A 21,657-nucleotide genomic window follows, 5' to 3' on the forward strand; every position below is an offset into this window, starting at 1 on the left:
CATGTACACCGATGGCGGCCTTGCGGTACGTGTGATCCCGTGTCTGGATGTTGATGACGGGCGGGTGGTCAAGGGCGTCAATTTCGCGAACCTTCGAGACGCCGGCGATCCCGTGGAACTCGCCGCTGCCTACGACGCCGCGGGCGCGGACGAGTTGACCTTTCTCGACGTGGCTGCGTCGTCGTCTGGCAGGGCCACCATGTTAGAGGTGGTGCGTCACACCGCCGAGCAGGTGTTCATCCCGCTAACGGTCGGCGGTGGGGTGCGCACCGTGGCCGATGTCGACGTATTGCTGCGCGCGGGGGCCGACAAGGTCTCGGTCAATACGGCCGCGATCGCTCGTCCGGATCTGCTCGCTGAAATGGCGCGACAATTCGGTTCGCAATGCATCGTGTTGTCCGTCGACGCACGCACCGTGCCTGTTGGCTCGCCCCCGACACCGTCGGGTTGGGAGGTCACCACCCACGGGGGCCGTCGTGGTACGGGTATCGACGCCGTACAGTGGGCGGCCCGCGGCGCAGAACTCGGGGTGGGGGAGATTCTGCTGAACTCAATGGACGCCGACGGTACCAAGTCCGGTTTCGATCTCGCGATGCTGCGCGCTGTTCGCGCCGCGGTCGAGGTGCCGGTCATTGCGAGCGGTGGCGCCGGCGCCGTCGAACATTTCGCACCCGCGGTTGGAGCAGGAGCCGATGCGGTCTTGGCGGCCAGCGTCTTTCACTTCGGTGAGCTGACGATAGGGCAGGTCAAGGCCGCCATGGCTGCAGAAGGGATTGTGGTGCGATGACGCTCGATCCAGCCATCGCGGCCCGCCTCAAACGAAACGCTGACGGACTGTTCGCTGCTGTGGTTCAGGAGCGCGGCAGCGGCGACGTTTTGATGGTCGCATGGATGGACGATGACGCATTGGCGCGCACCCTGCAAACTCGGGAGGCAACCTACTATTCGCGGTCCCGTCGCGAACAATGGGTCAAAGGCTCGACTTCGGGGCATACCCAGCACGTCCATTCGGTGCGTCTGGACTGCGACGGGGACACCGTGCTGCTTTCGGTTGACCAGGTCGGCGGCGCATGCCACACCGGTGCGCACAGTTGCTTCGACGCCGACGTGCTGCTGGAACCAGAGGACTAGTCAGCTATCGGATGGCGACATCAAGCCCATTAGTCGCGGCCAATGCCGCGCGAGTCCATTCGTGTTGGAAAACCGCCGGCTGGATGCGCTCACGGCGGATGAGTTCGATATCGATGATGCGTCCGGCCGTGACTGCGGCAGGCACCCGGAAGGAGAACGCCGGCCCGTCTGTAGCGACCGCGAGTATGGCATCGCTTTCTGCAAAGCCGCTGGCGCGCATTGTATTTTCGGCCCACCTGGCCGGGTTGAGACCACCGAAGTCCTTCACGTAGACCACCCAGAGGCGGATGCCCCGGTCGTCGTAGAGCTTGCTGAGGGCCCGGTCGACGATGGCATGCTCGGGTGGGCTCAACACGTCCGACTCGTCGGTGAGATAGCTGGACAAACGAAGTGCCGTTGTCGATGTGGTGGAAGCAGAGGCGCTGGGTGCTGCGGCAGCGGGGGATGGGCCCCTTGGCGTACCGAATTCGTTGCGCAGCAGCTGGATGCCGAGTACGGCCGCGACAACCACCAGAGCAACCGCGACCAGCGTCGCAATCAGGGTCGCCGGTGCGACCCGGGTGCTGCGCGCCTTGCGGGACGTCGGGGGCGCCGGCGGCGCCCCCGAGTTGATGAACGCCGTCGGGTTCTCGGTGAGAACCGGGCCGGCGGTCGGTTGGCCGGCAAGTGCGGCCGCGAATTCCGTGCACGTGGAAAAGCGTTCACCAGGGTTTTTGGCCAATGCCCGGGCGATGACGACGTCAAGGGAAGCCAAGTCAGGCCGCCACCCACTGACCCGAGGCGGTGGTGCGGACAGGTGCTGGGTGATGACCACGGCCGGATTGGTGTGCTGGAATGGTGCGCAGCCGGTAAGTAGGTGAAACGCGGTACAGCCAAGTGCGTACTGATCTGCTCGTCCGTCGAGATGAGCACCTTGCAACTGCTCCGGCGCACAGTACGCGGTGGTCCCCATCAGCATGTTGGTTGCGGTTAGTCCGCTGATCTCGCCGACCTCGCGAGCGATCCCGAAATCGGCGAGCAGGATTCGTCGTCGGTGGTTGGTCTCACCCAACAGAATGTTGGCGGGTTTGACGTCACGATGCAGTAGCCCGCGCGAATGGGCGTAATCGAGCGCGTCGGCAACCGCGAAAATGATCTCGATGACGTCCCCGTACGGCATTCCGGACGGGTGCTGGGTGCTCAGCAGTCGGGCGGCGTCAGTGCCGTCGACATAGTCCATGGAGATCCAGAGTTGTCCCTGAAATTCGCCGCGGTCATGAATGCCGACAATGTGCTCGTTGTACAGGCTCGCGGCCAGGTCGGCCTCACGGTTGATCCGCTGGCGAAACTCCAGGTCCGCGGTGAGTTCGCGGGGCAGGATCTTGAGTGCGTCTCGTCGGGGCAGCCGGGGATGTTGCGCCAGGTACACCTCGCCCATTCCGCCGGCACCCAGCCACCGCACAATGGTGTACCCGGCGAACAGCTCGCCTTCCTGGAGGTGCCCTCCGCTCTGGTCGGCGCTTCTCGGCATGTCAGCATGCTACTGAGGCCACGGGTAGGGAAGCACGGAACTTGCGCAGAGCGGGTGTTGTGGTGATTGTGGGGTGGACAGCTCACAGCGCGCCAGGTGCAGGGACGTGGAACGCTGCACCCGATGCGCTCGGGACCCGCCTGACCTCGTCCGGCGGCGCGGATGGTCATGGTCACATCGGATCGTGGTCGGCCAATTCGATTGTGGTCTGACGAGTTCAAGATCCGGCTTGCCGAAAGCCGATGCGCGCGTTACGCGTCGGCCCAGCCATTAGTCGATCAGCGTGGTCTGCACGCCCGTCCGCCGTGGACCGTGGAACGCAAATCAGTTGTACGCCAATCAATTTCGTATAAATATGATCGCGGCAACGCCTGATGCGAATACTTGCATAGCGCCAATGGGAGCCGGACTTTCGCCCGTCGCGTCGAGACAGCATACATCCGCCTCGGATTCCTGCACCGCTTGGGGGAATGAAGAGCCACCTAGAGGCGTCGGCGAGAATGAGGGTCGATGTTCAAGAGCCTGTCCTGGAACCTGTTGGCACCGCTGCTTGCGTTCATTGCGTTGGCAGTGACGTGGGGCGAGCGAATTGGACCCGTGTTGGGTTTGCTGGATGCGGTGCTGCTTGCCGCTGCGGTGCTGGCGGCCGTCCATCATGCCGAGGTGGTCGCGCATCGGGTCGGGGAGCCGCTCGGTTCGCTGGTCCTTGCCGTCGCCGTCACCGTTATCGAGGTCGCCCTGATTGTCACGCTGATGGCGTCCGGCGGGCACGACGCGGACACGCTTGCGCGCGACACGGTGTTCGCCGCGGTGATGATCACCACCAATGGGATAGCCGGCTTGTCGTTGCTGATAGGTTCGCTGCACTACCGCGTGGCCATGTTCAACGCACATGGCAGCGGCACCGCGCTGGCTACCGTCACCACCTTGGCCACCCTGAGTCTGGTGCTGCCCACATTCACCACCACACACCCAGGGGCGGAGTTCTCGCCCGGCCAGCTCGGGTTTGCCGCGGTCACCTCAATGGGGCTTTATCTGCTGTTTGTGTTCACCCAAACCGTTCGTCATCGCGACTTTTTCCTCCCGGTTGCGCAAAAAGGCGCAACAAAGGATGACAGTCACGCCGACCCGCCGAGCACTCCGGCGGCCCTGACCAGCCTGGGGTTGTTGTTGGTCGCCCTGGTCGCGGTGGTGGGACTGGCGAAGATGGAGTCGCCCATCATCGAGCGTGCGGTTGCGGCGGCCGGATTTCCGCAGTCGTTCGTCGGTGTGGTGATCGCCATGTTGGTGCTCCTTCCGGAGACACTCGCTGCCGTGCGCGCGGCCCGACAGGGGCGTGTCCAGATCAGCCTCAACCTGGCGTACGGCTCGGCGATGGCCAGCATTGGACTCACCATCCCGACCATCGCGCTGGCGTCGCTATGGATCAGCGGTCCGTTGATACTCGGGCTCGGCTCTACCGAATTGGTGCTGTTGGTGCTAACCGTGGTGGTCAGCGTATTGACGGTGGTACCCGGGCGAGCGACCAGGCTGCAGGGGGAGGTGCATCTAGTGTTGCTGGCCGCATATTTGTTTCTTGCGATCGTCCCGTAAGCCGACAGCCAGGCCAGCCTTCGAGCCGGCGCAACGACGTCGCCGCGGCCGGTTCGATATCAACAGCTAGGTCCGCGCGCGCAGTGTCTCCAGTGCCTTGTCGGCGTGGCTGTCCATGCTGAACTCGCTGGAGATCACGTTGAGCACCGTCTGGTCCGTGCCGATGACAAACGTCGTTCTTTTGACCGGCATCAGTTTGCCAAGCAGTCCGCGCTTGACGCCGAACTGGCTGGCGACGATGCCCTCGGTGTCAGACAGCAGCGGGTAGTCGAAATGCTGCATGTCGGCAAATTTGGCCTGTTTCTCAACGGAATCGGCGCTGATGCCGACCCGGTTGGCGCCGACGGCGGCGAATTCTGCGGCCAAGTCGCGGAAATGACAGGCTTCTTTGGTGCATCCCGGGGTCATCGCTGCGGGGTAGAAGAACAGCACCACCGGCCCGTCGGAAAGAAGAGCGCTCAGCTTGCGTGGCGTGCCCGTCTGATCGGGAAGCTCGAAGTCGGCCACGCTGTCACCAATTTTCATGGCCGCCAGGCTACGCCCGAGCGTCTGACTCTCCTCGGTAGGTGGGTAATCATTCTCCGCACGCTGCTGTGGCGGCCTGCTGCGTCGCCAGGCTTGGTTTGATTGCCTGACTCCTCCGCACGCCGCTGTGGCGGCCTGCTGCGTCGCCAGGCTTGGTTTGATTGCCTGACTCCTCCGCACGCCGCTGTGGCGGCCTGCTGCGTCGCCAGGCGGGTCCGGCCTGATCAGGGAAATCTGGTTGGATAGGTCGATGCACCCCAACCTCGCCTCCACGATTACACGGGAGGGTTTCCGGGCGCTGGCGGCAGAGCACCGGGTGGTTCCGGTGACTCGCAAGGTCTTGGCAGACAGCGAAACTCCGCTATCTGCGTACCGCAAGCTCGCCGCCAACCGTCCGGGGACGTTCTTGCTCGAATCGGCCGAGAATGGGCGGTCGTGGTCACGCTGGTCGTTTATCGGTGCCGGGGCGCCAACGGCGTTGACCGTGCGCGATGGGGAGGCGGTATGGCTAGGCGCAGTGCCGAAGGATGCGCCAACCGGCGGGGATCCATTGCGTGCGCTGCAGGCGACGCTGGATCTGCTGGCCACAGCGGCCCCCAGTTGGTCCGAGCCGGGGCTGCCGCCACTGTCGGGCGGCATGGTTGGGTTCTTCGCCTACGACATGGTGCGCCGGCTGGAACGATTGCCGGAGCTAGCTATCGATGACCTCCAGTTGCCGGACATGCTGTTACTGCTGGCAACCGATTTAGCAGCGGTCGATCACCATGAGGGCACAATCACCCTGATCGCCAACGCGGTCAATTGGAACGGTACCGACGAACGTGTCGACTGGGCCTACGACGACGCCATTGCGCGATTGGACGTGATGACAGTGGCGTTGGATCAGTCACTGCCGTCGACGGTCGCCACGTTCAGCAAACCGGAGCCGCAATACCGTGCGCAGCGCACCGTCGAGGAGTACAGCAAGATCGTCGACTACCTCGTCGAGCAGATCGCGGCGGGTGAAGCCTTTCAGGTAGTACCCTCCCAGCGTTTTGAGGTGGACACCGATGTCGCCCCGATCGATGTCTATCGAATGCTGCGGGTGACCAACCCCAGCCCCTACATGTATCTCCTCAATGTGCCGAAGAGCGATGGCACAATTGACTTTTCGATCGTTGGGTCCAGTCCGGAGGCATTGGTTACCGTCCATGACGGTCGCGCGACCACGCACCCTATCGCCGGAACGCGGTGGCGCGGGCAAAACGAGGAAGAGGACCAGCTCCTGGAGAAGGAGTTGCTGGCCGACGAAAAGGAATTGGCTGAGCATCTGATGCTGGTCGATTTGGGTCGCAACGACCTCGGCCGGGTCTGCACGCCGGGCACCGTTCGCGTTGAGGACTACAGCCACATCGAACGCTACAGCCACGTCATGCACCTGGTATCCACGGTGACGGGTCTGCTCGGCAGGGGCTACACGGCCCTGGACGCGGTGACGGCCTGCTTCCCGGCCGGTACGTTGTCGGGTGCCCCGAAGGTGCGTGCCATGGAATTGATCGAAGAGGTGGAGAAGACCCGACGCGGTCTCTACGGCGGTGTGGTCGGCTACCTTGACTTCGCCGGTAATGCTGATTTTGCGATCGCCATCCGCACCGCGCTGATCCGCAACGGCACCGCCTACGTCCAGGCCGGCGGAGGTGTGGTGGCCGATTCCAACGGACATTACGAATACAACGAAGCGCGCAACAAGGCACGTGCAGTGCTGAGCGCGATTGCGGCCGCCGAGACCTTGGCCAGTCCGGACGCGGGCCGCAGTGCCTGATGACGGATCCGACCGACGAGGTCTGCGGCGTAACCGGCTATTCCTTGGCGGCGCCCAGTTGCTGTTGGTGATTGCGGCCGGGGGCTTGTGGGCGGCGTCCCGGCTGCCGTGGGTTGCTATCCGGTCGTTCGACGGGTTGGGGCCGCCCAAAGAGCTGAGGCTGTCTGGCGGGACGTGGTCGACGGCCCTGCTGCCGCTGGCGATATTGCTGCTGGCCGCAGCGGTCGCGGCGCTGGCGGTTCGGGGCTGGCGGCTACGGGGGCTAGCGGCGCTGCTGGCGTTGGCGAGCTTTGCGGTCGGCTATCTCGGCCTCAGCCTGTGGGTCGTTCCTGATGTCGCGGTGCGAGGCGCAGAACTCGTCCACATCCCGCTGATGACGCTGGTCGGCAGCGGACGGCACTATTGGGGGGCCGCGATTACGGTGGCCTCCGCCGTGTGCACCCTGGTCGCCGCCACTTTGTTGATGCGTTCGGCTTCGCTTTTCCAATCGGGTCATCCGACTACCATCAAATACGCGACGCCGGCAGCACGCCGCTCGCTGGCGCAGCGTGTTGAGGCCGGTGAGGACACCGAAGCGGTCGGGCCCGCCAGCACGCCGGACATGTCGGAGCGCATGATTTGGGATGCTCTGGACGAAGGACACGATCCGACGGATCGACCCAAAGAGTCCGACACCGAGGGTCGGTGACGAAGCTCGCGCTGACGGTCGCTACCCTTCATGGACGTCGTCGCAATCGGCTGCGGATCGTGGGTCACGGCGAGAAGGGAAACATCAGGCATGAGCCCGGCAACCGTGCTTGACTCCATTCTCGAGGGAGTTCGGGCCGACGTTGCGGCACGCGAAGCACTGGTCAGCCTGGAGGAGATCAAGGCGGCCGCCGCGGCGGCGCCACCGCCACTCGACGTGCTGGCCGCCCTGCGCCAACCGGGTATCGGGGTCATCGCGGAAGTTAAGCGGGCCAGTCCGTCTGCCGGCACCCTGGCACCTATCACCGACGCGGCCCTGTTGGCACAGGCCTACCAGGACGGTGGCGCCCGGATCATCAGCGTTTTGACCGAAGGGCGACGCTTTCAAGGCTCACTCGACGACCTCGATGTGGTGCGAGCCGCCGTCTCCATTCCGGTACTGCGCAAAGACTTTGTGGTGCAGCCGTATCAGATACACGAGGCACGTGCGCACGGCGCCGACATGCTGTTGCTTATCGTTGCCGCTTTGGACCAGTCGGCACTGGTGTCGATGCTGGACCGCACGGAATCCCTGGGTATGACCGCGCTCGTGGAAGTGCACACCGAACAAGAAGCCGACCGAGCGCTGAAAGCTGGCGCCAAGGTAATCGGTGTCAACGCCCGCGATCTGGCGACCCTGTCAGTCGATCGCGATTGTTTCGCACGAATCGCTCCCGGACTGCCCAGCAACGTGATCAGGATTGCCGAATCAGGGGTGCGCGGCACTGCTGACCTATTGGCATACGCGGGCGCGGGGGCTGACGCAGTACTGGTGGGCGAAGGTCTGGTCAAGAGCGGTGACCCACGTGCGGCGGTTGCCGATCTGGTCACCGCGGGTACCCACCCGTCCTGCCCCAAACCGGCTCGCTAGCAGTCGATGAGCCGCGTGCACAGTTGAGTTTCACTGATGGCCGACCTATCCCTCCCCGACCTGCCGCGCACCAGCGCCGCCATCACCGAACGAACCCGCCACGATCCTGATTCGGGCGGTCACTTCGGCGTCTACGGGGGCCGCTACGTTCCCGAGGCGCTGATGGCGGTGATCGAGGAGGTCACCGTCGCCTATGAGAAAGAACGCGTCGACCAGGATTTTCTGGACAATCTGGATAAGTTGCAGGCGCACTATGCCGGTCGGCCGTCGCCACTGTATGAAGCAAACAGGCTTGGCGAGCACGCCGGCTCGGCGCGAATCTTCCTAAAGCGAGAAGACTTAAACCACACGGGTTCTCACAAGATCAACAACGTGCTGGGTCAGGCACTGCTGGCGCGCAGGATGGGCAAGACCCGGGTGATCGCCGAGACAGGTGCCGGCCAGCATGGAGTAGCCACCGCCACCGCATGCGCCCTGCTCGGTTTGGAGTGCATCATCTACATGGGAGCTGTCGACACCGCACGGCAGGCACTTAACGTGGCCAGGATGCGACTGCTCGGCGCCGAGGTGGTCTCGGTGGAGACCGGTTCGAAAACACTCAAAGACGCCATCAATGAGGCTTTCCGGGACTGGGTCACCAACGCCGAAACTACGTACTACTGCTTTGGCACTGCGGCCGGGCCCCACCCGTTCCCCACGATGGTGCGCGACTTTCAGCGAATCATCGGCCTGGAGACACGCGTGCAGATCCAGGATCGGGTGGGCAGGCTGCCGGATGCCGTGGTGGCCTGCGTCGGGGGAGGATCCAATGCCATTGGTATCTTTCATGCTTTTCTCGACGATCCCGCGGTCCGGCTGGTCGGCTACGAGGCTGCTGGCGACGGTGTTGAAACCGGGCGACATGCGGCGACGTTCACCGGTGGTTCACCCGGTGCGTTCCAGGGCTCGTATTCCTACCTGCTGCAGGACGAGGACGGGCAGACGATCGAATCCCATTCGATCTCAGCCGGTCTGGACTATCCCGGAGTCGGCCCGGAACATGCGTTGCTCCGAGACGCCGGGCGGGTCACCTATCAGCCGATCACGGATGCCGAGGCGATGGAGGCATTCGGCCTGTTGTGTCGGATGGAAGGGATCATCCCCGCTATCGAGTCCGCGCATGCGGTGGCCGGCGCCCTCAAGCTCGGCCGTGAGCTGGGGAGGGATTCGGTTATCGTGGTGAATCTGTCGGGGCGGGGCGACAAGGACGTCGAGACGGCGGCGAAGTGGTTCGGATTGTTGGCACCCGACGACGATGAGAACAAGTCGGCGAGATGATGACGGTCGAACAATGCGAAGCCAGTAGGCTGGGCCCGGTTTTCGATTCGTGCCGGGCAGAAAATCGTGCGGCGCTGATCGGTTATCTGCCCACCGGCTATCCCAACGTCGCCACATCGGTGCAAGCGATGCAGACCCTTGTCGAATCAGGTTGCGACATAATCGAAGTCGGTGTGCCATATTCGGACCCGGGTATGGACGGCCCTACTATCCAACGGGCCACCGAGGCCGCGCTGAGTGGGGGAGTGCGGGCTCGCGATGCCTTGACTGCCGTCGAGGCGATCAGCAAGGCCGGTGGCAGTGCGGTGGTGATGACGTATTGGAACCCGGTGCTGCGCTACGGGGTGGATGCGTTTGCCCGGGATTTGGCCTCAGCCGGTGGACGAGGGTTGATCACTCCCGATCTGATTCCAGACGAAGCGCAACAGTGGTTGGCGGCATCCAATGAACATCAACTCGACCGCATTTTCCTCGTCGCACCATCATCGACTCCCGAGCGGTTGGCCGCCACCGTTGGGGCGTCACGGGGCTTCGTCTATGCGGCGTCGACAATGGGGGTGACCGGGGCGCGCGATGCGGTGTCGCAGGCCGCTCCCGAACTGGTGGGGAGGGTGAGGGCGGTGTCTGACATACCGGTCGGTGTTGGTCTGGGCGTGCGGTCCAAGGAACAGGCCGCGCAGATCGGGGGCTACGCCGACGGTGTGATTGTCGGCTCCGCGCTGGTGTCGGCACTCGGTGACGGTCTTCCCAGCTTGAGCGCGCTGACTCAAAAGCTGGCCGCCGGTGTGCGCCAGAGGATGTCGGCATGACGGTGAGCTGGCTGGCATATTTTCCGAGCCCGCCTCGCGGTGTCTGGTACCTCGGCCCGCTGCCGATTCGTGCGTACGCATTGTTCATCATCACCGGCATCCTGGTCGCCCTGGTCATTAGTGACCGACGCTTCGTCGCTCGCGGCGGTGAGCATGGTGTCGCCTACGACATCGCTTTGTGGATGGTGCCGTTGGGTTTGATCGGTGGCCGCCTATATCACCTGGCCACCGATTGGCAGACCTACTTCGGCCAGGGTGGTGCCGGGTTTGGTGCGGCACTGCGAATCTGGGACGGGGGCTTGGGCATCTGGGGTGCGGTGGCACTGGGTGCCGTCGGTGCGTGGATCGGCTGTCGACGACGCGGGATACCCCTGCCGGCCTTCTTGGACGCCGTTGCTCCCGGGGTGGTGTTGGCACAGGCCATCGGCCGGCTCGGAAACTACTTCAATCAGGAGTTATACGGCCGGGAGACCACGCTGCCTTGGGGTCTGGAGATTTTCTACCGTCGTGACCCGTCGGGATTCGTCGACGTTCATTCGCTTGATGGCGTCTCGACGGGCCAGGTCGCAGTGGTGGTGCAGCCAACGTTCCTCTACGAATTGATTTGGAACGTTTTGGTATTCGCCGTATTGATCTACCTCGACCGTCGTTTCGCAATCGGTCACGGCCGACTGTTCGGGCTCTATGTGGCCTTTTATTGTGTCGGCCGATTCTGCGTCGAGTTGCTCCGCGATGACGCCGCGACACATATCGCCGGGATCCGGATTAATTCCTTTACATCGACTTTCGTGTTTATCGGCGCCGTGGTGTACGTGATGTTGGCACCAAAGGGGCGCGAGGATCCGGCGACGGTGCGAGGCAGCACCGAAGTTGTCCATGATGCGGTGGAGTTCGAACCCGCGGCGGTCGCGTCGGATTCCGCTGCGACCGTCGCGGCCCCCACCGCCGAGGCGGATGACGGCTCCGCAGCCGAAGCCGGGGAATCGGGACCGGATGCGGAGGTCGTCGAGCCGGAAACGGCATCGGCCCCAGTCGAGGACCAAGACGAGGACCAAGACGTTGTCCCGGCGGAAGTCGAAGCGAGTGACACTGACGTGCCGGAAGCTCCCGAGACCGAGGTGACGGAGGCTGGGGAGGCAGAGGACGATGTCCACCAGGCTGAGGCTGAGGCTGACGCTGAGGCAGCAGAAGCCCTTGAACTCGATGCCGACGAGCCGCAGGTTGCGTCCGCTGAAGCGACGGCTGACCCGCAGGGATCCGAGGTTGAGCCGGCCGAGGAGGAACTTGAGCCGGTAGCCGGATCGGCTGAGGTCCAACGGCCTGAACTAGCAGAGCACGGCGAGGCCGAGGATGTCGCGGCCGATGACGCGGAAGCTGAGGGTCGCGAGGCAGGGGGCGACGAGGCCGAAGGCGGCGAACCCGCGGAGGTCGATCCCGAGTTCGTTGAGAGCGAGGTCGGCCAGGCTGGCGACGTCGAATCTGACATCGGCGACGTTGCATCCGACGTTGCCGAGCCTCAGCCCGAGGAGACCCAAGCCGGAGTCGACGAGGCGGCCACGACGGAGGACGGGCCGGCTGCCGACGAGGTGCAGGCTGTCGAGGGTGACCTCGCCGGAGCCGAGGAAGACCAGGCTGAACCCGGGCAAGACGAGCCCGCAAAGGCCGCGGAACCTGGGCACCCCGAACCCGACCAGCCGCCAGCCGACGAAGCCAACGCTGACGAGCGGGCCGTACCGGAAGACGCCGAGCCCCCTGAATCTCAGGCTGCGCCCGCCGAGTCCACCGACGCGGGGGCATCAGGGGACTTCGAGCAGGACGCCGAGCCCGCCGCCGAGGTTGACATCGCGGACGTCTCGGAGCGAGCGCCCGGTGGTGACGAGGAGGAAACCCCGAGTCCCACAGGGGAAGTGGTGCCGGACAGCGCCGACTCGACACGACAGCCTTGGCGCTCGCGCCTGAGAAATTGGCGGCGAAGGACCAGGCAATAGCTGTCTGCCCACGTTGGGCGACAAGGGCCGCCGGCATGAGGCCACCAGATCTGGCATGCTGAGACCGTGACTGACCAGTCGTGGGCGGCCGGGGCGGGCCCGCCTGAGCAGCAATTCGGATACCCGCCGCCCTTTCCTCCGCCGTATTACCCGGAATATTCGGCAGCCACTGGCTACTACGGCCCGTCTGCGCCGTTTGGTCGACATCCTGTTAGCGGACAACCATTTTCAGACAAGTCGAAAACAATCGCCGGGCTGCTGCAGCTGCTGGGACTGTTCGGAATTGCTGGTATTGGCCGCATCTACATGGGTCATACCGGGATGGGCATCGCGCAACTGCTCGTCGGCTGGTTGACCTGCGGGCTCGGCGCCCTAGTGTGGGGTGTTATTGACGCGGTACTGATACTCACCGACAAGACCCGCGACCCGTGGGGTCGCCCCCTGCGCGATGGAACCTGATTCGCCCTCCGCCACCTCAGGACAGCGAGGTCAGCGCCTTGGTCGCTACGGTGCCGCGGGCACGGCCGTGCTGTTGGCTGGCGCCCTGGGTTATGTTGGATTCATCGACCCGCACAATGCACGTTCGCCATATCCGCTGTGTCCGTTCAAATTGCTCACGGGATGGAACTGCCCCGTTTGTGGTGGTCTACGGATGACGCACGATGTGCTGCACGGCGATGTCATGGCCAGCATCAATGACAATGTTTTCTTGCTGGTCGGCATACCGATCCTGGTAGCTTGGGTCGTGCTGCGCCGTCGTCTCGGCCGTTCACCCCTGCCGGTGCCGGCGATGATCACCGTCGTGCTGGCGACGATCGCGTGGACGGTTGTCCGCAACCTGCCCGGATTTCCTTTAGTACCAGGATCTTTCGGGTCGTAATCGAACCGGGAAAGCCCCGGTAGGTGTTAGTTCAGCCGTTCCTCGTGCACGCTGTCGACAGCGCATCTGTGCAGACCAGAATTGCCTGTTTCGGCGGTCGCGAACTCAGTTGCCAAAGCCAGATGACGACGGCACCGGCCCGCCCGGATCGGCGCCGAGCCGGCTAGCCGCAAACGCCACCCCCTGGTCGACTACCGTCCCGTCGTCCGCATAACTGTTGTGCGCGGCGAAATTGAGCCCATCAGAGCAAACCGGGTCTTCCGGGACGCAGATCTTGATGGTTTTACCCTGATACGCCGGACCGATGACGATTGGCGGTTCGCCGAGGAAGTTCATTGCCCGGACATTTGGTGTACCGAACAACACGACCGCCGCGACGTGCTCGGCAACATCGGGCGCCAGCGGCTTGGGTACGGTCGCAGGGTCAACCCCGTCCGGCACCGCAGCGGAGGTGACGAAGCCCATCACGGCCGCGCCTTGTGAGTAGCCGCCGAGCACCATCTTGGTGTCCGGGCAGCTGCCCGCCATGGACACCACGTGGCCACCCGCGTCCCGAATACCGTCGAGCCCAGTGTCCCAGTCTTCACTGGCCGGATAGTTGACCGGATATACGCCCACCGACCTTCCGCCGACGCGAGAGCGCAGGGAATCGACGAACGCTTGTCCGGTCGGGCCAAGGCCAGGAGGCTCACCGGTACCGCGGGCGAACACCACTTCCACGTTGGGGCACGGTTCGGCGGACGCGGCCGGCATACCGACAGCCGAGACTACCGATGCACCAACGCCCCACGCGGTGATCACCGCAGGACTGAGGATGCGAACGAGACGCGATGCGATCATTCCGCAATAGTTGCCCATGCCACCGCCTTTCCAAACGGAGAATTTGTCGGCACTCGATGCAAGTGCGGGATGCACTCCCGTATGGCCATACCCGGGTGACGTTGGCTACCGTCGGCCCCAAGGGTGAAATCTGCTGAACGATCCGAATCCCGGCCGACCGCGTCTGCTCGGGCACCGAGCATGTCTCGACGCATCGTGCGGATCCCTTTCCAGCCCGCGCTTCTCCAGCTACCGAACTCTAGGGGTGAGCTCGAGGAAGAGGCGTTTCTGCAAGACACAGTACCAACTGTCGTACGGTTGCGCGCTTTGTCGGCGCCCCTGCAAGGCGTGTCGTCGATGCTCCCAGTTGTCGCAAGCCAAGCTGGATTTCCCAGCCACCAAAAGTGCACGCCTATCGGCGCGGCACCGCGACAGCCGCCAACCGCGACTATGCTTTGTCGTCGTGACTAGACGCGGAAAGATCGTCTGCACTCTTGGCCCGGCTACCCAGCAAGATGGCGTGGTCAGGGCACTGGTTGAAGTCGGAATGGATGTCGCCCGAATGAACTTCAGCCACGGTGACTACAGCGACCACAAGGCCTCTTATGAGCAGGTCCGGGCAGCCTCCGACGCCACCGGTCGCGCAGTGGGCGTATTGGCCGATTTGCAGGGCCCCAAGATCAGGCTCGGGCGCTTTGCCGCCGGGCCCACGTATTGGGCCGACGGCGAAACGGTTCGGATCACCGTCAGCGATTGCGAGGGGAGCCACGACCGGGTATCCACCACCTACAAGCGGTTGGCCCAGGATGCGGTAGCCGGTGACCGTGTCTTGGTCGACGACGGCAAGGTCGGATTGGTGGTCGATCATGTCGAAGGTGACGACGTCGTCTGCACCGTCATCGAAGGCGGCCCGGTCAGCAACAACAAGGGAATTTCCCTGCCCGGTATGAACGTTTCGGCGCCCGCCCTGTCGGAAAAAGACATCGAAGATCTCACGTTCGCGCTGAATCTCGGCGTCGATATGGTCGCGCTCTCCTTCGTGCGCTCGCCGTCCGACGTCGAGCTGGTGCACGAGGTGATGGATCGAATCGGGCGGCGCGTGCCGGTGATCGCCAAGCTGGAGAAACCGGAGGCGATCGATAATCTCGAAGCGATCGTGCTGGCCTTCGACGCCGTCATGGTGGCCAGGGGAGATCTCGGCGTCGAGCTGCCGCTCGAAGAGGTTCCGCTGGTGCAGAAGAGGGCCATCCAGATAGCCCGGGAAAATGCCAAGCCGGTAATCGTGGCGACCCAGATGCTGGACTCGATGATCGAGAATTCGCGGCCCACCCGCGCCGAGGCCTCCGACGTCGCCAACGCCGTGCTCGACGGCGCCGATGCGCTGATGTTGTCCGGCGAGACTTCGGTGGGGAAGTACCCACTGGCCGCGGTGCAGACGATGTCACGCATCGTGTGTGCGGTCGAGGAAAATTCGACGGCTGCGCCGCCGCTGACGCACGTGCCACGCACCAAACGGGGAGTGATTTCCTACGCGGCCCGCGACATCGGCGAGCGACTGGACGCCAAGGCTCTGGTCGCGTTCACGCAGTCCGGCGATACGGTGCGACGACTCGCCCGCCTGCATACCCCGCTGCCGTTGCTGGCTTTCACCGCCTGGCCCGAGGTCCGTAGTCAGCTCGCCATGACGTGGGGCACCGAAACGTTCATTGTGCCGAAGATGAAGTCCACCGACGGCATGATCCGACAGGTCGACAAGTCTTTGCTAGAACTCGGCCGATACAAGCGCGGCGATCTAGTGGTCATCGTCGCGGGCGCACCGCCGGGCACGGTAGGCTCGACCAACCTGATCCACGTGCACCGGATCGGGGAGGACGACGTCTAGCCTGTGCCGCCTGGGCATCGGGCAGTTGAGTTTCCCGGCGATAGTCAGGTGGCGGAGCCTGGGGTGCGGCCGGACAATCGAGTCCAGAGGAGAGCAGGTCCTTGCCGGCTGGTGAAGAGCCGAATACGCGTGAAGAACCGACGACTGATTTCGAAGAACTGCTGGCGGTGCTAGACCTTACCCGCGTCGCCGACGACCGGTTCGTCGGCTCTCATCCCAGCAAGAATCCGCTACGCACCTTCGGTGGGTTGCTTATGGCGCAATCGTTCGTCGCCAGCAGCCGCACACTGGCGCGCGACGATCTACCGCCCAGTGCACTCTCGGTGCATTTCATCAACGGTGGCGATACCACCAAGGACATCGAATTTCACGTGGCACGGCTGCGCGATGAGCGGCGTTTCGCGAACCGGCGGGTGGATGCGGTACAGGACGGTGTGCTGCTGTCGTCGGCCATGATCTCGTACATGTCCGGCGGGCAAGGCCTTGAGCACGCCATCGAACCGCCGGAGGTGGCCGAGCCCCACACCAGGCCGCCCATTGGCGAGCTGTTGCGTGGCTACGAGGCGACCGTGCCGCACTTCGTCAACGCGCTGCAGCCGATCGAATGGCGCTACACCAATGACCCGTCCTGGGTGATGCGCGACAAAGGGGAGCGGCTTCACCACAACCGGGTCTGGGTGAAGGCCTTGGGCACATTGCCCGACGATCCGGTTCTGCACACCGCCACGATGTTGTATTCCTCGGATACCACCGTTCTGGACTCGGTGATTACCACGCACGGCCTGTCTTGGGGATTTGACCGCATTTTCGCGGCTTCGGCCAACCATTCGGTGTGGTTCCACCGCCAGGTGGATTTCGGTGATTGGGTCCTGTATTCCACATCCTCGCCGGTGGCTGCGGATTCACGCGGGCTAGGCACGGGGCACTTCTTTGATCGCTCCGGTCAAGTCATTGCGACCGTGGTGCAAGAAGGCGTTCTGAAATACTTTCCCGCCGCTCGCCGATAATCCGGATACACGTGCGCTAGTCGCTCCATTACCGGCACGACGCGCCCCTATCGAGGCGTAACGTTCCTGGTAGTGGGTGGCGCGGCCGATCGGCAATCGGTTGGGAGGTGGGTGTGAAAGAGTCGTTGGTCGACGTTGTGTCGAGCGTTCGCGCACGCGAACGCGTCGTTGTTCATCTCGATTCGTTCACCGCCCGCTTCGTAGGGGCCTTGGCCGTATTTTGCGCCGCATGCTGGCTCATCGCGCTGCTGGCCGACAACTATCGGCACGAGGATTGGCAGGCCACTGGGCGGCTGAGTTGGTCGCTGACGATTCTGGCGGCGGTGGCATTGATCGCGCGCGGTATCTTCCTGGGGCGCCCCGTGACGGCGATGCATGCGACAGCGGCCGCCTTCTTCCTGGTGGCTGGGTTGGGCCTGCACGTGCTGTCGTTCGACCTGGTGGGTGAGGCGCTGATCGCCGGGTCGGGAATGGTGCTGATGTGGCCGACGTCGTCCCATCCACGACCCGAGGACCTGCCCCGAGTATGGGCATTGATCAACACGACCAGCGCGGACCCACTGGCGCCGTTTGCGATGCAGGCGGGCAAATGCACCTACTTCAGCACGGCCGGCACAGCGGCGCTGGCATACCGGACGCGGATGGGTTTTGCAGTCGTTGCCGGCGACCCCATCGGTGATGAAACGCAGTTTCCTCAGCTGGTAGCAGACTTCGCCGGGATGTGTCACACCCACGGCTGGCGGATTGTTGTGCTGGGCTGCAGCGAGCGGCGCCTCGATCTGTGGACTGACCGGGCGGTGGTTGGTCAATCCCTGCGCACGATACCGATCGGGCGAGACGTCGTCATCGACGTGCCCACCTTCAACCTGGTGGGCCGCAAATTCCGAAATCTGCGCCAGGCCGTGCAGCGCACTCACAACGGCGGCATAACCACCGAGATCGTTGCCGAGCAAGAACTTAGCGACCGGCAGCGAGCCGAGCTGACCGAGGTGTTGCTGGCATCACCCAAAGGGGCCCGAACCGATCGCGGCTTTTGCATGAGCCTGGACGGCGTGTTGGAAGGCAGAGACCCAGGGGTGCGGCTAATTATCGCCAGGGATGCCTCGGGGCAGGTACAGGGCTTCGACCGGTTTACCACCGCCGGTGGCGGCAGCGATTTTTCCCTGGACGTGCCGTGGCGCCGCCGTGGAGCCCCGAATGGAATCGATGAACGGCTCAGCGTCGACATGATTGCCGCAGCTAAAGACGCTGGGGCGCAAAGGCTATCGCTTGCATTTGCGGCATTTCCGGAGATCTTCGATCAACAGACGAGAAACCGGCTGCAGCGCCTCTTCTATGTGCTGATCCATTTCCTTGACCCACTCATCTCGTTGGAGTCGTTGTACCGGTACCTCGGCAAGTTCCACGCGCTTGATGAGCGGCGCTATGTGCTGGTCTCACTGACGCAGGTCATGCCCTTGATGGTGGTGCTGCTCTCACTGGAGTTCGTGCCGCGTCGTCGGCACCTTTGACGATCGGGAGTTCGACACACCCCAGGTCTTTGGGCGATACCCCCACGGGCAGGTGGTGAGTGGCCACCACGACTGTTCTGGGTCCCAGAATTTGACCAGCACGTGGAGATAACAGATCGCGCAAGATGTAATCGGCGTCCACGGAGTCGAGGTGCTCGGTGGGTTCGTCAAGCAGCACGATTGGGGCGGGGGACAGCACCGCTCTTGCCAGTAGTAGCCGTCTGCGCTGGCCGGCCGAGACCGCCTGCGCGCCACCGCTCAACACGGTCGAAAGACCTTCAGGCAAGCCGGCCAGCCAGCCGCCCAGGCCGACTCGCTCCAGCGCATCGGCCAGCTCGCCATCGTCGAGATCGCCCCGGACAACCAGCAAATTGTCCCGCACGGTGGTGGCGAAGATATGCGCATCTTCAGCGAAAAATCCTATACCGCGGCGCAATTCGGATTCATCGATGCGTTCGAGATCCGTTTCGTCCAGCAGCACCTGCCCACACAGCGGCGGCAGCAGTCCAGCCAGCGTCATCAACAATGTCGTCTTGCCGGCGCCGCTGGGACCCGTCACGGCGATCCGCGCGCCCGGTGCCAGGTCAATCGTCGCCCGAATTCGTTGCGCCATCGAGTGGCCGCATGACACATCGGCGGTGAGCCGGCCGGCCACCGGCGGGTGTGGCGCGAGCGTAGCCGCTGCCGGCCGGCCATCTCGTCGAGCGAGGTCGATCAGGCGCCGCGCGGCGATGCGTGATCGGGTCAGCTGAACCGCGGCGGCCGGGAGCGCATTCGTTGCCTCGAAAGCGGACAGCGGCAACAACATTAGGACGGCCAGTGTCGTTGGCGCGACCGCGGGCGCCAGGCCGATCCCGGCCACCACCGCGCCGAGCACGCTGAACCCGATTGCGGCGGTCGGTATGGCCTCGGCGATTGCCGCCGGTCGTGCCGCGGTGTCGACGGCGTCACCCCAGGCATGCTGTTGCCGTCGAGAGTCGGCGATGACGCTGGGCAAGACACCGGCGACGCGAAGTTCGGGTGCGTGTTCGAGGGCCACCAATGCCGACGTGTCGCGTTCGACATGATGCTGGTGGGCGAGGGCTTCGTGCGTTGCCGCCGCCCGGCCGGCAAACCAAGGCGCGACAACTCCCGCGACGATCAGGCAGATCGCTAGGACCGCAGCGGCGGGCAGGGAGATGAATCCGACTGCAACAGTCGCGGCCGGCGCCAGCACAGCGGCGACGCCGATAGGTACCAGGGCGCGCACCACTACGTCGGCCAGTGCGTCAACGTCGGCGCCCACCCGCGCCACCAGGTCGCCGCTGGGAAGCCGGACGGCATCGGCGGCAGGCCCCGCCGCCAATCGGAGATAGATCTGTGTCCGGGCAGAGCCCGCGGCGCGAAGTGCGGTGTCGTGGCTGGCAAGTCGCTCGCAATAGTGCAAGACGCCCCGCGAGATTGCGAATGTTCGCACCGCTACGACCGCGATGGACAAATCGAGGACCGGCGGCATCTGTGATGCGCGGGTGATCAGCCACGCCGAGATGCCCGCCAATGCCAGCGCGCTGCCCAATGACAGCACCCCAAGCGCCACTGCGGTGGCGATGCGGGGCAGCCGAAGGCTCAGCAACTCGGCCGCAACAAGGAGCGGATCAGCTCGGCGCATAGGACACCTGCCGGTCGGACGTGACTTCCACGACACGGTCGGCAATGGCGACGACTGGCTCGCGATGGCCGATGACTACGACGGTGGCGCCGGCGCGGGCCCGTTCGACGATGGCTCGCAACACGTGGTTCTCGGTGTGACTGTCCAGGTGCGCGGTGGGCTCGTCCAGCAACAGCACCGGGGCAGGAGAGCCGAGGGTCCGGGCCAACGCCAGGCGTTGCCGTTGCCCCAGCGACAGGCCGACACCGTCGCGGCCGAGAACGGTATCCAACCCGTTGGGTAGCTCAGCAATGACCTCGTCGAATCCTGCTGCTGCACACGCACTGGCAAGATCAGGGAGGTCGCCCAGTAGGACCAGGTTGGCGCGGACTGTTCCCGGTACCAGAACCGGGCGTTGGGGCAACCAGGACAGCTGGCGCCACCAGTCGGTCAACGCCAGCTGGCGAAGGTCGGTCCCGGCGACTGTGACCCGCCCCGATGAGGGAGCGGTGAGCCCGGCGATCACCTGCATTGTGGTGCTCTTGCCCGCACCGTTCCGCCCGGTCAACACCGTCACCCGAGTCGGTTCGAGCACCGCGCTCAAGTCATCCGGCGATTGGCCGTCTCGCCCCGCCACGCTGAGCCTTTCCAGGCGAATCTGTGCGCCCCGGCCGGTCACCGCCAGTTTGCCCGTCCTCATCGCTGCTGGTTTGCCGATAAGAGCAAACGCCCGGTCGGCGGCGCTTCTCCCGTCCTGGGCGGCATGGAATTCCACGCCGATGCGGCGCAGCGGCCAGTAGACGTCTGGAGCCAACAGCAGCACCGTCAGGCCGGCGGTCAAGCCCATCTCACCGAACACCAGTCGCAGGCCGATGCTGACTGCAACCATGGCGACGCCCAGCGTGGCCAGCAATTCGAGCACCAGGGCTGACAGGAAGGCGACCCGTAGGGTGGCCATCGCGGAACGGCGATGTGCGGCACTGAGTTCGGCGATGCGATGCTGTGGCCCCGAGGCGCGGCCCAATGCCCTGAGCGTGGGGATCCCGGCGATTAGGTCCAGCAACCGAGCCTGCAGGGTTGCCATGGCGGTCAGCGACGCGGCCGATCGCTCCGCGGTGGCCAGCCCGATCAGCACCATGAAGATGGGTATCAACGGCAGCGTGATCGCCACGATCGCCGTCGATTTCAGGTCGTAACAGGCGATTACCGCGACGGTGGCCGGGGTCAGAATCGCGGCGAGGAGAAGGGTGGGCAGATAGCCGGTGAAATAGGGCCGCAAACCGTCGAGGCCACGGGTGACCACTACGGCTGCGGCATCACGGTGTGCGGTCGTCTCGCGAGGCTGTCGCGCTGTCACCGCCGTCAGCACCTGAACGCTGAGATCGGCGATCACCGCAGTAGCCCCACGTTGGCTCATGCGCGCTTGCAGCCAGTGCGTCACTGCCCGCAAGACCCACAGCACCAACAAGATTGACAACGATCCGAGCCACCGGCGCAAGCATTGCGTCGATTGATCGCTGACGACATCCGCAACGATGCTGGCCAGCACGATGGCTGAGCCGATGGCGCAGCCGGAGATCACGACACCACAAGCCACCGAGGCGACCACATAGCGCCGCAATGCCGCCGAGGCGCGCCACAGCCTCGGGTCCAGCGGCGC

At 64.3% G+C, this 21,657-nt stretch carries 19 protein-coding genes; 14 read left to right on the forward strand and 5 right to left on the reverse strand.

Features of this window, described 5'->3' with window-relative positions:
- The first annotated feature begins 1 nt into the window (after position 1).
- Together hisF and hisI are read left to right on the forward strand one after the other, a co-directional pair.
- The gene (gene hisF, locus MB901379_RS10755; protein WP_158016687.1) at positions 2 to 787 is read left to right on the forward strand and encodes an imidazole glycerol phosphate synthase subunit HisF; all 786 of its coding nucleotides are present in this window, start codon (positions 2 to 4) and stop codon (positions 785 to 787) included.
- The gene (hisI, locus tag MB901379_RS10760; RefSeq protein WP_158016688.1) at positions 784 to 1,131 is read left to right on the forward strand and encodes a phosphoribosyl-AMP cyclohydrolase; all 348 of its coding nucleotides are present in this window, start codon (positions 784 to 786) and stop codon (positions 1,129 to 1,131) included. The genes hisF and hisI overlap by 4 nt, the downstream gene beginning before the upstream one ends.
- 4 nt (positions 1,132 to 1,135) lie before the next feature.
- Here the strand turns inward: hisI and MB901379_RS10765 are convergent, their stop codons facing one another.
- Positions 1,136 to 2,641, reverse strand: a complete 1,506-nt coding sequence (locus MB901379_RS10765) for a serine/threonine-protein kinase (protein ID WP_158016689.1) — start codon at positions 2,639 to 2,641, stop codon at positions 1,136 to 1,138.
- Positions 2,642 to 3,151: 510 nt separating this feature from the next.
- On the opposite strand from MB901379_RS10765, the gene MB901379_RS10770 reads away from it, so the two are divergent.
- Complete coding sequence (locus MB901379_RS10770) at positions 3,152 to 4,234, forward strand: calcium:proton antiporter (RefSeq protein ID WP_158016690.1); 1,083 nt, start codon at positions 3,152 to 3,154, stop codon at positions 4,232 to 4,234.
- A 66-nt stretch (positions 4,235 to 4,300) separates the two neighbouring features.
- Here MB901379_RS10770 and MB901379_RS10775 read toward each other — a convergent pair whose 3' ends face one another.
- On the reverse strand, positions 4,301 to 4,759 hold the full coding sequence (locus MB901379_RS10775; RefSeq protein WP_158019096.1) for a peroxiredoxin: 459 nt from the start codon (positions 4,757 to 4,759) through the stop codon (positions 4,301 to 4,303).
- Between the two features lie 250 nt (positions 4,760 to 5,009).
- On the opposite strand from MB901379_RS10775, the gene MB901379_RS10780 reads away from it, so the two are divergent.
- From MB901379_RS10780 to MB901379_RS10815, 8 genes are all read left to right on the forward strand, one after another.
- Complete coding sequence (locus MB901379_RS10780) at positions 5,010 to 6,560, forward strand: anthranilate synthase component I (RefSeq protein ID WP_158016691.1); 1,551 nt, start codon at positions 5,010 to 5,012, stop codon at positions 6,558 to 6,560.
- Positions 6,553 to 7,248 carry a TIGR02234 family membrane protein gene (locus MB901379_RS10785; protein WP_158016692.1) on the forward strand — a complete coding sequence of 232 codons (696 nt, stop codon included), beginning with the start codon at positions 6,553 to 6,555 and terminating at the stop codon, positions 7,246 to 7,248. Before MB901379_RS10780 ends, MB901379_RS10785 begins: the two co-directional genes overlap by 8 nt.
- Before the next feature lie 90 nt (positions 7,249 to 7,338).
- Positions 7,339 to 8,157: an indole-3-glycerol phosphate synthase TrpC gene (gene trpC, locus MB901379_RS10790; RefSeq protein WP_158016693.1), complete on the forward strand. Its 819-nt coding sequence runs from the start codon at positions 7,339 to 7,341 to the stop codon at positions 8,155 to 8,157.
- Between the two features lie 36 nt (positions 8,158 to 8,193).
- Entirely contained in the window at positions 8,194 to 9,474 is a 1,281-nt protein-coding gene (trpB, locus tag MB901379_RS10795) for a tryptophan synthase subunit beta (protein WP_158016694.1), read from the forward strand.
- Complete coding sequence (gene trpA, locus MB901379_RS10800) at positions 9,471 to 10,283, forward strand: tryptophan synthase subunit alpha (RefSeq protein ID WP_158016695.1); 813 nt, start codon at positions 9,471 to 9,473, stop codon at positions 10,281 to 10,283. Before trpB ends, trpA begins: the two co-directional genes overlap by 4 nt.
- Positions 10,280 to 12,271, forward strand: a complete 1,992-nt coding sequence (locus tag MB901379_RS10805; RefSeq protein WP_158016696.1) for a prolipoprotein diacylglyceryl transferase — start codon at positions 10,280 to 10,282, stop codon at positions 12,269 to 12,271. The genes trpA and MB901379_RS10805 overlap by 4 nt, the downstream gene beginning before the upstream one ends.
- Positions 12,272 to 12,337: 66 nt before the next feature.
- On the forward strand, positions 12,338 to 12,730 hold the full coding sequence (locus tag MB901379_RS10810) for an NINE protein (protein ID WP_232022042.1): 393 nt from the start codon (positions 12,338 to 12,340) through the stop codon (positions 12,728 to 12,730).
- A complete protein-coding gene (locus tag MB901379_RS10815; RefSeq protein ID WP_158016697.1) occupies positions 12,720 to 13,151 on the forward strand; it encodes a DUF2752 domain-containing protein in 432 nt (143 codons plus the stop codon). The genes MB901379_RS10810 and MB901379_RS10815 overlap by 11 nt, the downstream gene beginning before the upstream one ends.
- 105 nt (positions 13,152 to 13,256) lie before the next feature.
- On the opposite strand, the gene MB901379_RS10820 is transcribed toward MB901379_RS10815, so the two are convergent.
- The gene (locus tag MB901379_RS10820; RefSeq protein ID WP_158016698.1) at positions 13,257 to 14,009 is read right to left on the reverse strand and encodes a cutinase family protein; all 753 of its coding nucleotides are present in this window, start codon (positions 14,007 to 14,009) and stop codon (positions 13,257 to 13,259) included.
- A gap of 424 nt (positions 14,010 to 14,433) precedes the next feature.
- Here MB901379_RS10820 and pyk point away from each other — a divergent pair, with 424 nt between their 5' ends.
- From pyk to MB901379_RS10835, 3 genes are all read left to right on the forward strand, one after another.
- The gene (gene pyk, locus MB901379_RS10825; RefSeq protein WP_158016699.1) at positions 14,434 to 15,852 is read left to right on the forward strand and encodes a pyruvate kinase; all 1,419 of its coding nucleotides are present in this window, start codon (positions 14,434 to 14,436) and stop codon (positions 15,850 to 15,852) included.
- 101 nt (positions 15,853 to 15,953) lie between these two features.
- On the forward strand, positions 15,954 to 16,859 hold the full coding sequence (locus tag MB901379_RS10830; protein ID WP_158016700.1) for an acyl-CoA thioesterase II: 906 nt from the start codon (positions 15,954 to 15,956) through the stop codon (positions 16,857 to 16,859).
- Positions 16,860 to 16,954: 95 nt separating this feature from the next.
- Positions 16,955 to 18,370, forward strand: a complete 1,416-nt coding sequence (locus MB901379_RS10835) for a bifunctional lysylphosphatidylglycerol flippase/synthetase MprF (RefSeq protein WP_408632375.1) — start codon at positions 16,955 to 16,957, stop codon at positions 18,368 to 18,370.
- On the opposite strand, the gene cydC is transcribed toward MB901379_RS10835, so the two are convergent.
- The gene (gene cydC / locus MB901379_RS10840; RefSeq protein WP_158016702.1) at positions 18,309 to 20,018 is read right to left on the reverse strand and encodes a thiol reductant ABC exporter subunit CydC; all 1,710 of its coding nucleotides are present in this window, start codon (positions 20,016 to 20,018) and stop codon (positions 18,309 to 18,311) included. The two genes, MB901379_RS10835 and cydC, sit on opposite strands and share 62 nt — an antisense overlap.
- Positions 20,005 to 21,618 carry a thiol reductant ABC exporter subunit CydD gene (gene cydD, locus MB901379_RS10845; protein WP_158016703.1) on the reverse strand — a complete coding sequence of 538 codons (1,614 nt, stop codon included), beginning with the start codon at positions 21,616 to 21,618 and terminating at the stop codon, positions 20,005 to 20,007. Before cydD ends, cydC begins: the two co-directional genes overlap by 14 nt.
- Between the last annotated feature and the right edge of the window lie 39 nt (positions 21,619 to 21,657).

The sequence above is a fragment of the Mycobacterium basiliense genome (assembly GCF_900292015.1).
Lineage (GTDB): Bacteria > Actinomycetota > Actinomycetes > Mycobacteriales > Mycobacteriaceae > Mycobacterium > Mycobacterium basiliense.

Excerpts from the sequence above, each read along its gene's own strand:
- hisF (WP_158016687.1), top strand. The coding sequence starts at position 2 with ATGTACACCGATGGCGGCCTTGCGGTACGTGTGATCCCGTGTCTGGAT.
- hisI (WP_158016688.1), top strand. The coding sequence starts at position 784 with ATGACGCTCGATCCAGCCATCGCGGCCCGCCTCAAACGAAACGCTGAC.
- MB901379_RS10765 (WP_158016689.1), bottom strand. The coding sequence starts at position 2,641 with ATGCCGAGAAGCGCCGACCAGAGCGGAGGGCACCTCCAGGAAGGCGAG.
- MB901379_RS10770 (WP_158016690.1), top strand. The coding sequence starts at position 3,152 with ATGTTCAAGAGCCTGTCCTGGAACCTGTTGGCACCGCTGCTTGCGTTC.
- MB901379_RS10775 (WP_158019096.1), bottom strand. The coding sequence starts at position 4,759 with ATGAAAATTGGTGACAGCGTGGCCGACTTCGAGCTTCCCGATCAGACG.
- MB901379_RS10780 (WP_158016691.1), top strand. The coding sequence starts at position 5,010 with ATGCACCCCAACCTCGCCTCCACGATTACACGGGAGGGTTTCCGGGCG.
- trpC (WP_158016693.1), top strand. The coding sequence starts at position 7,339 with ATGAGCCCGGCAACCGTGCTTGACTCCATTCTCGAGGGAGTTCGGGCC.
- trpB (WP_158016694.1), top strand. The coding sequence starts at position 8,194 with ATGGCCGACCTATCCCTCCCCGACCTGCCGCGCACCAGCGCCGCCATC.
- trpA (WP_158016695.1), top strand. The coding sequence starts at position 9,471 with ATGATGACGGTCGAACAATGCGAAGCCAGTAGGCTGGGCCCGGTTTTC.
- MB901379_RS10805 (WP_158016696.1), top strand. The coding sequence starts at position 10,280 with ATGACGGTGAGCTGGCTGGCATATTTTCCGAGCCCGCCTCGCGGTGTC.
- MB901379_RS10815 (WP_158016697.1), top strand. The coding sequence starts at position 12,720 with ATGGAACCTGATTCGCCCTCCGCCACCTCAGGACAGCGAGGTCAGCGC.
- MB901379_RS10820 (WP_158016698.1), bottom strand. The coding sequence starts at position 14,009 with ATGGGCAACTATTGCGGAATGATCGCATCGCGTCTCGTTCGCATCCTC.
- cydC (WP_158016702.1), bottom strand. The coding sequence starts at position 20,018 with ATGCGCCGAGCTGATCCGCTCCTTGTTGCGGCCGAGTTGCTGAGCCTT.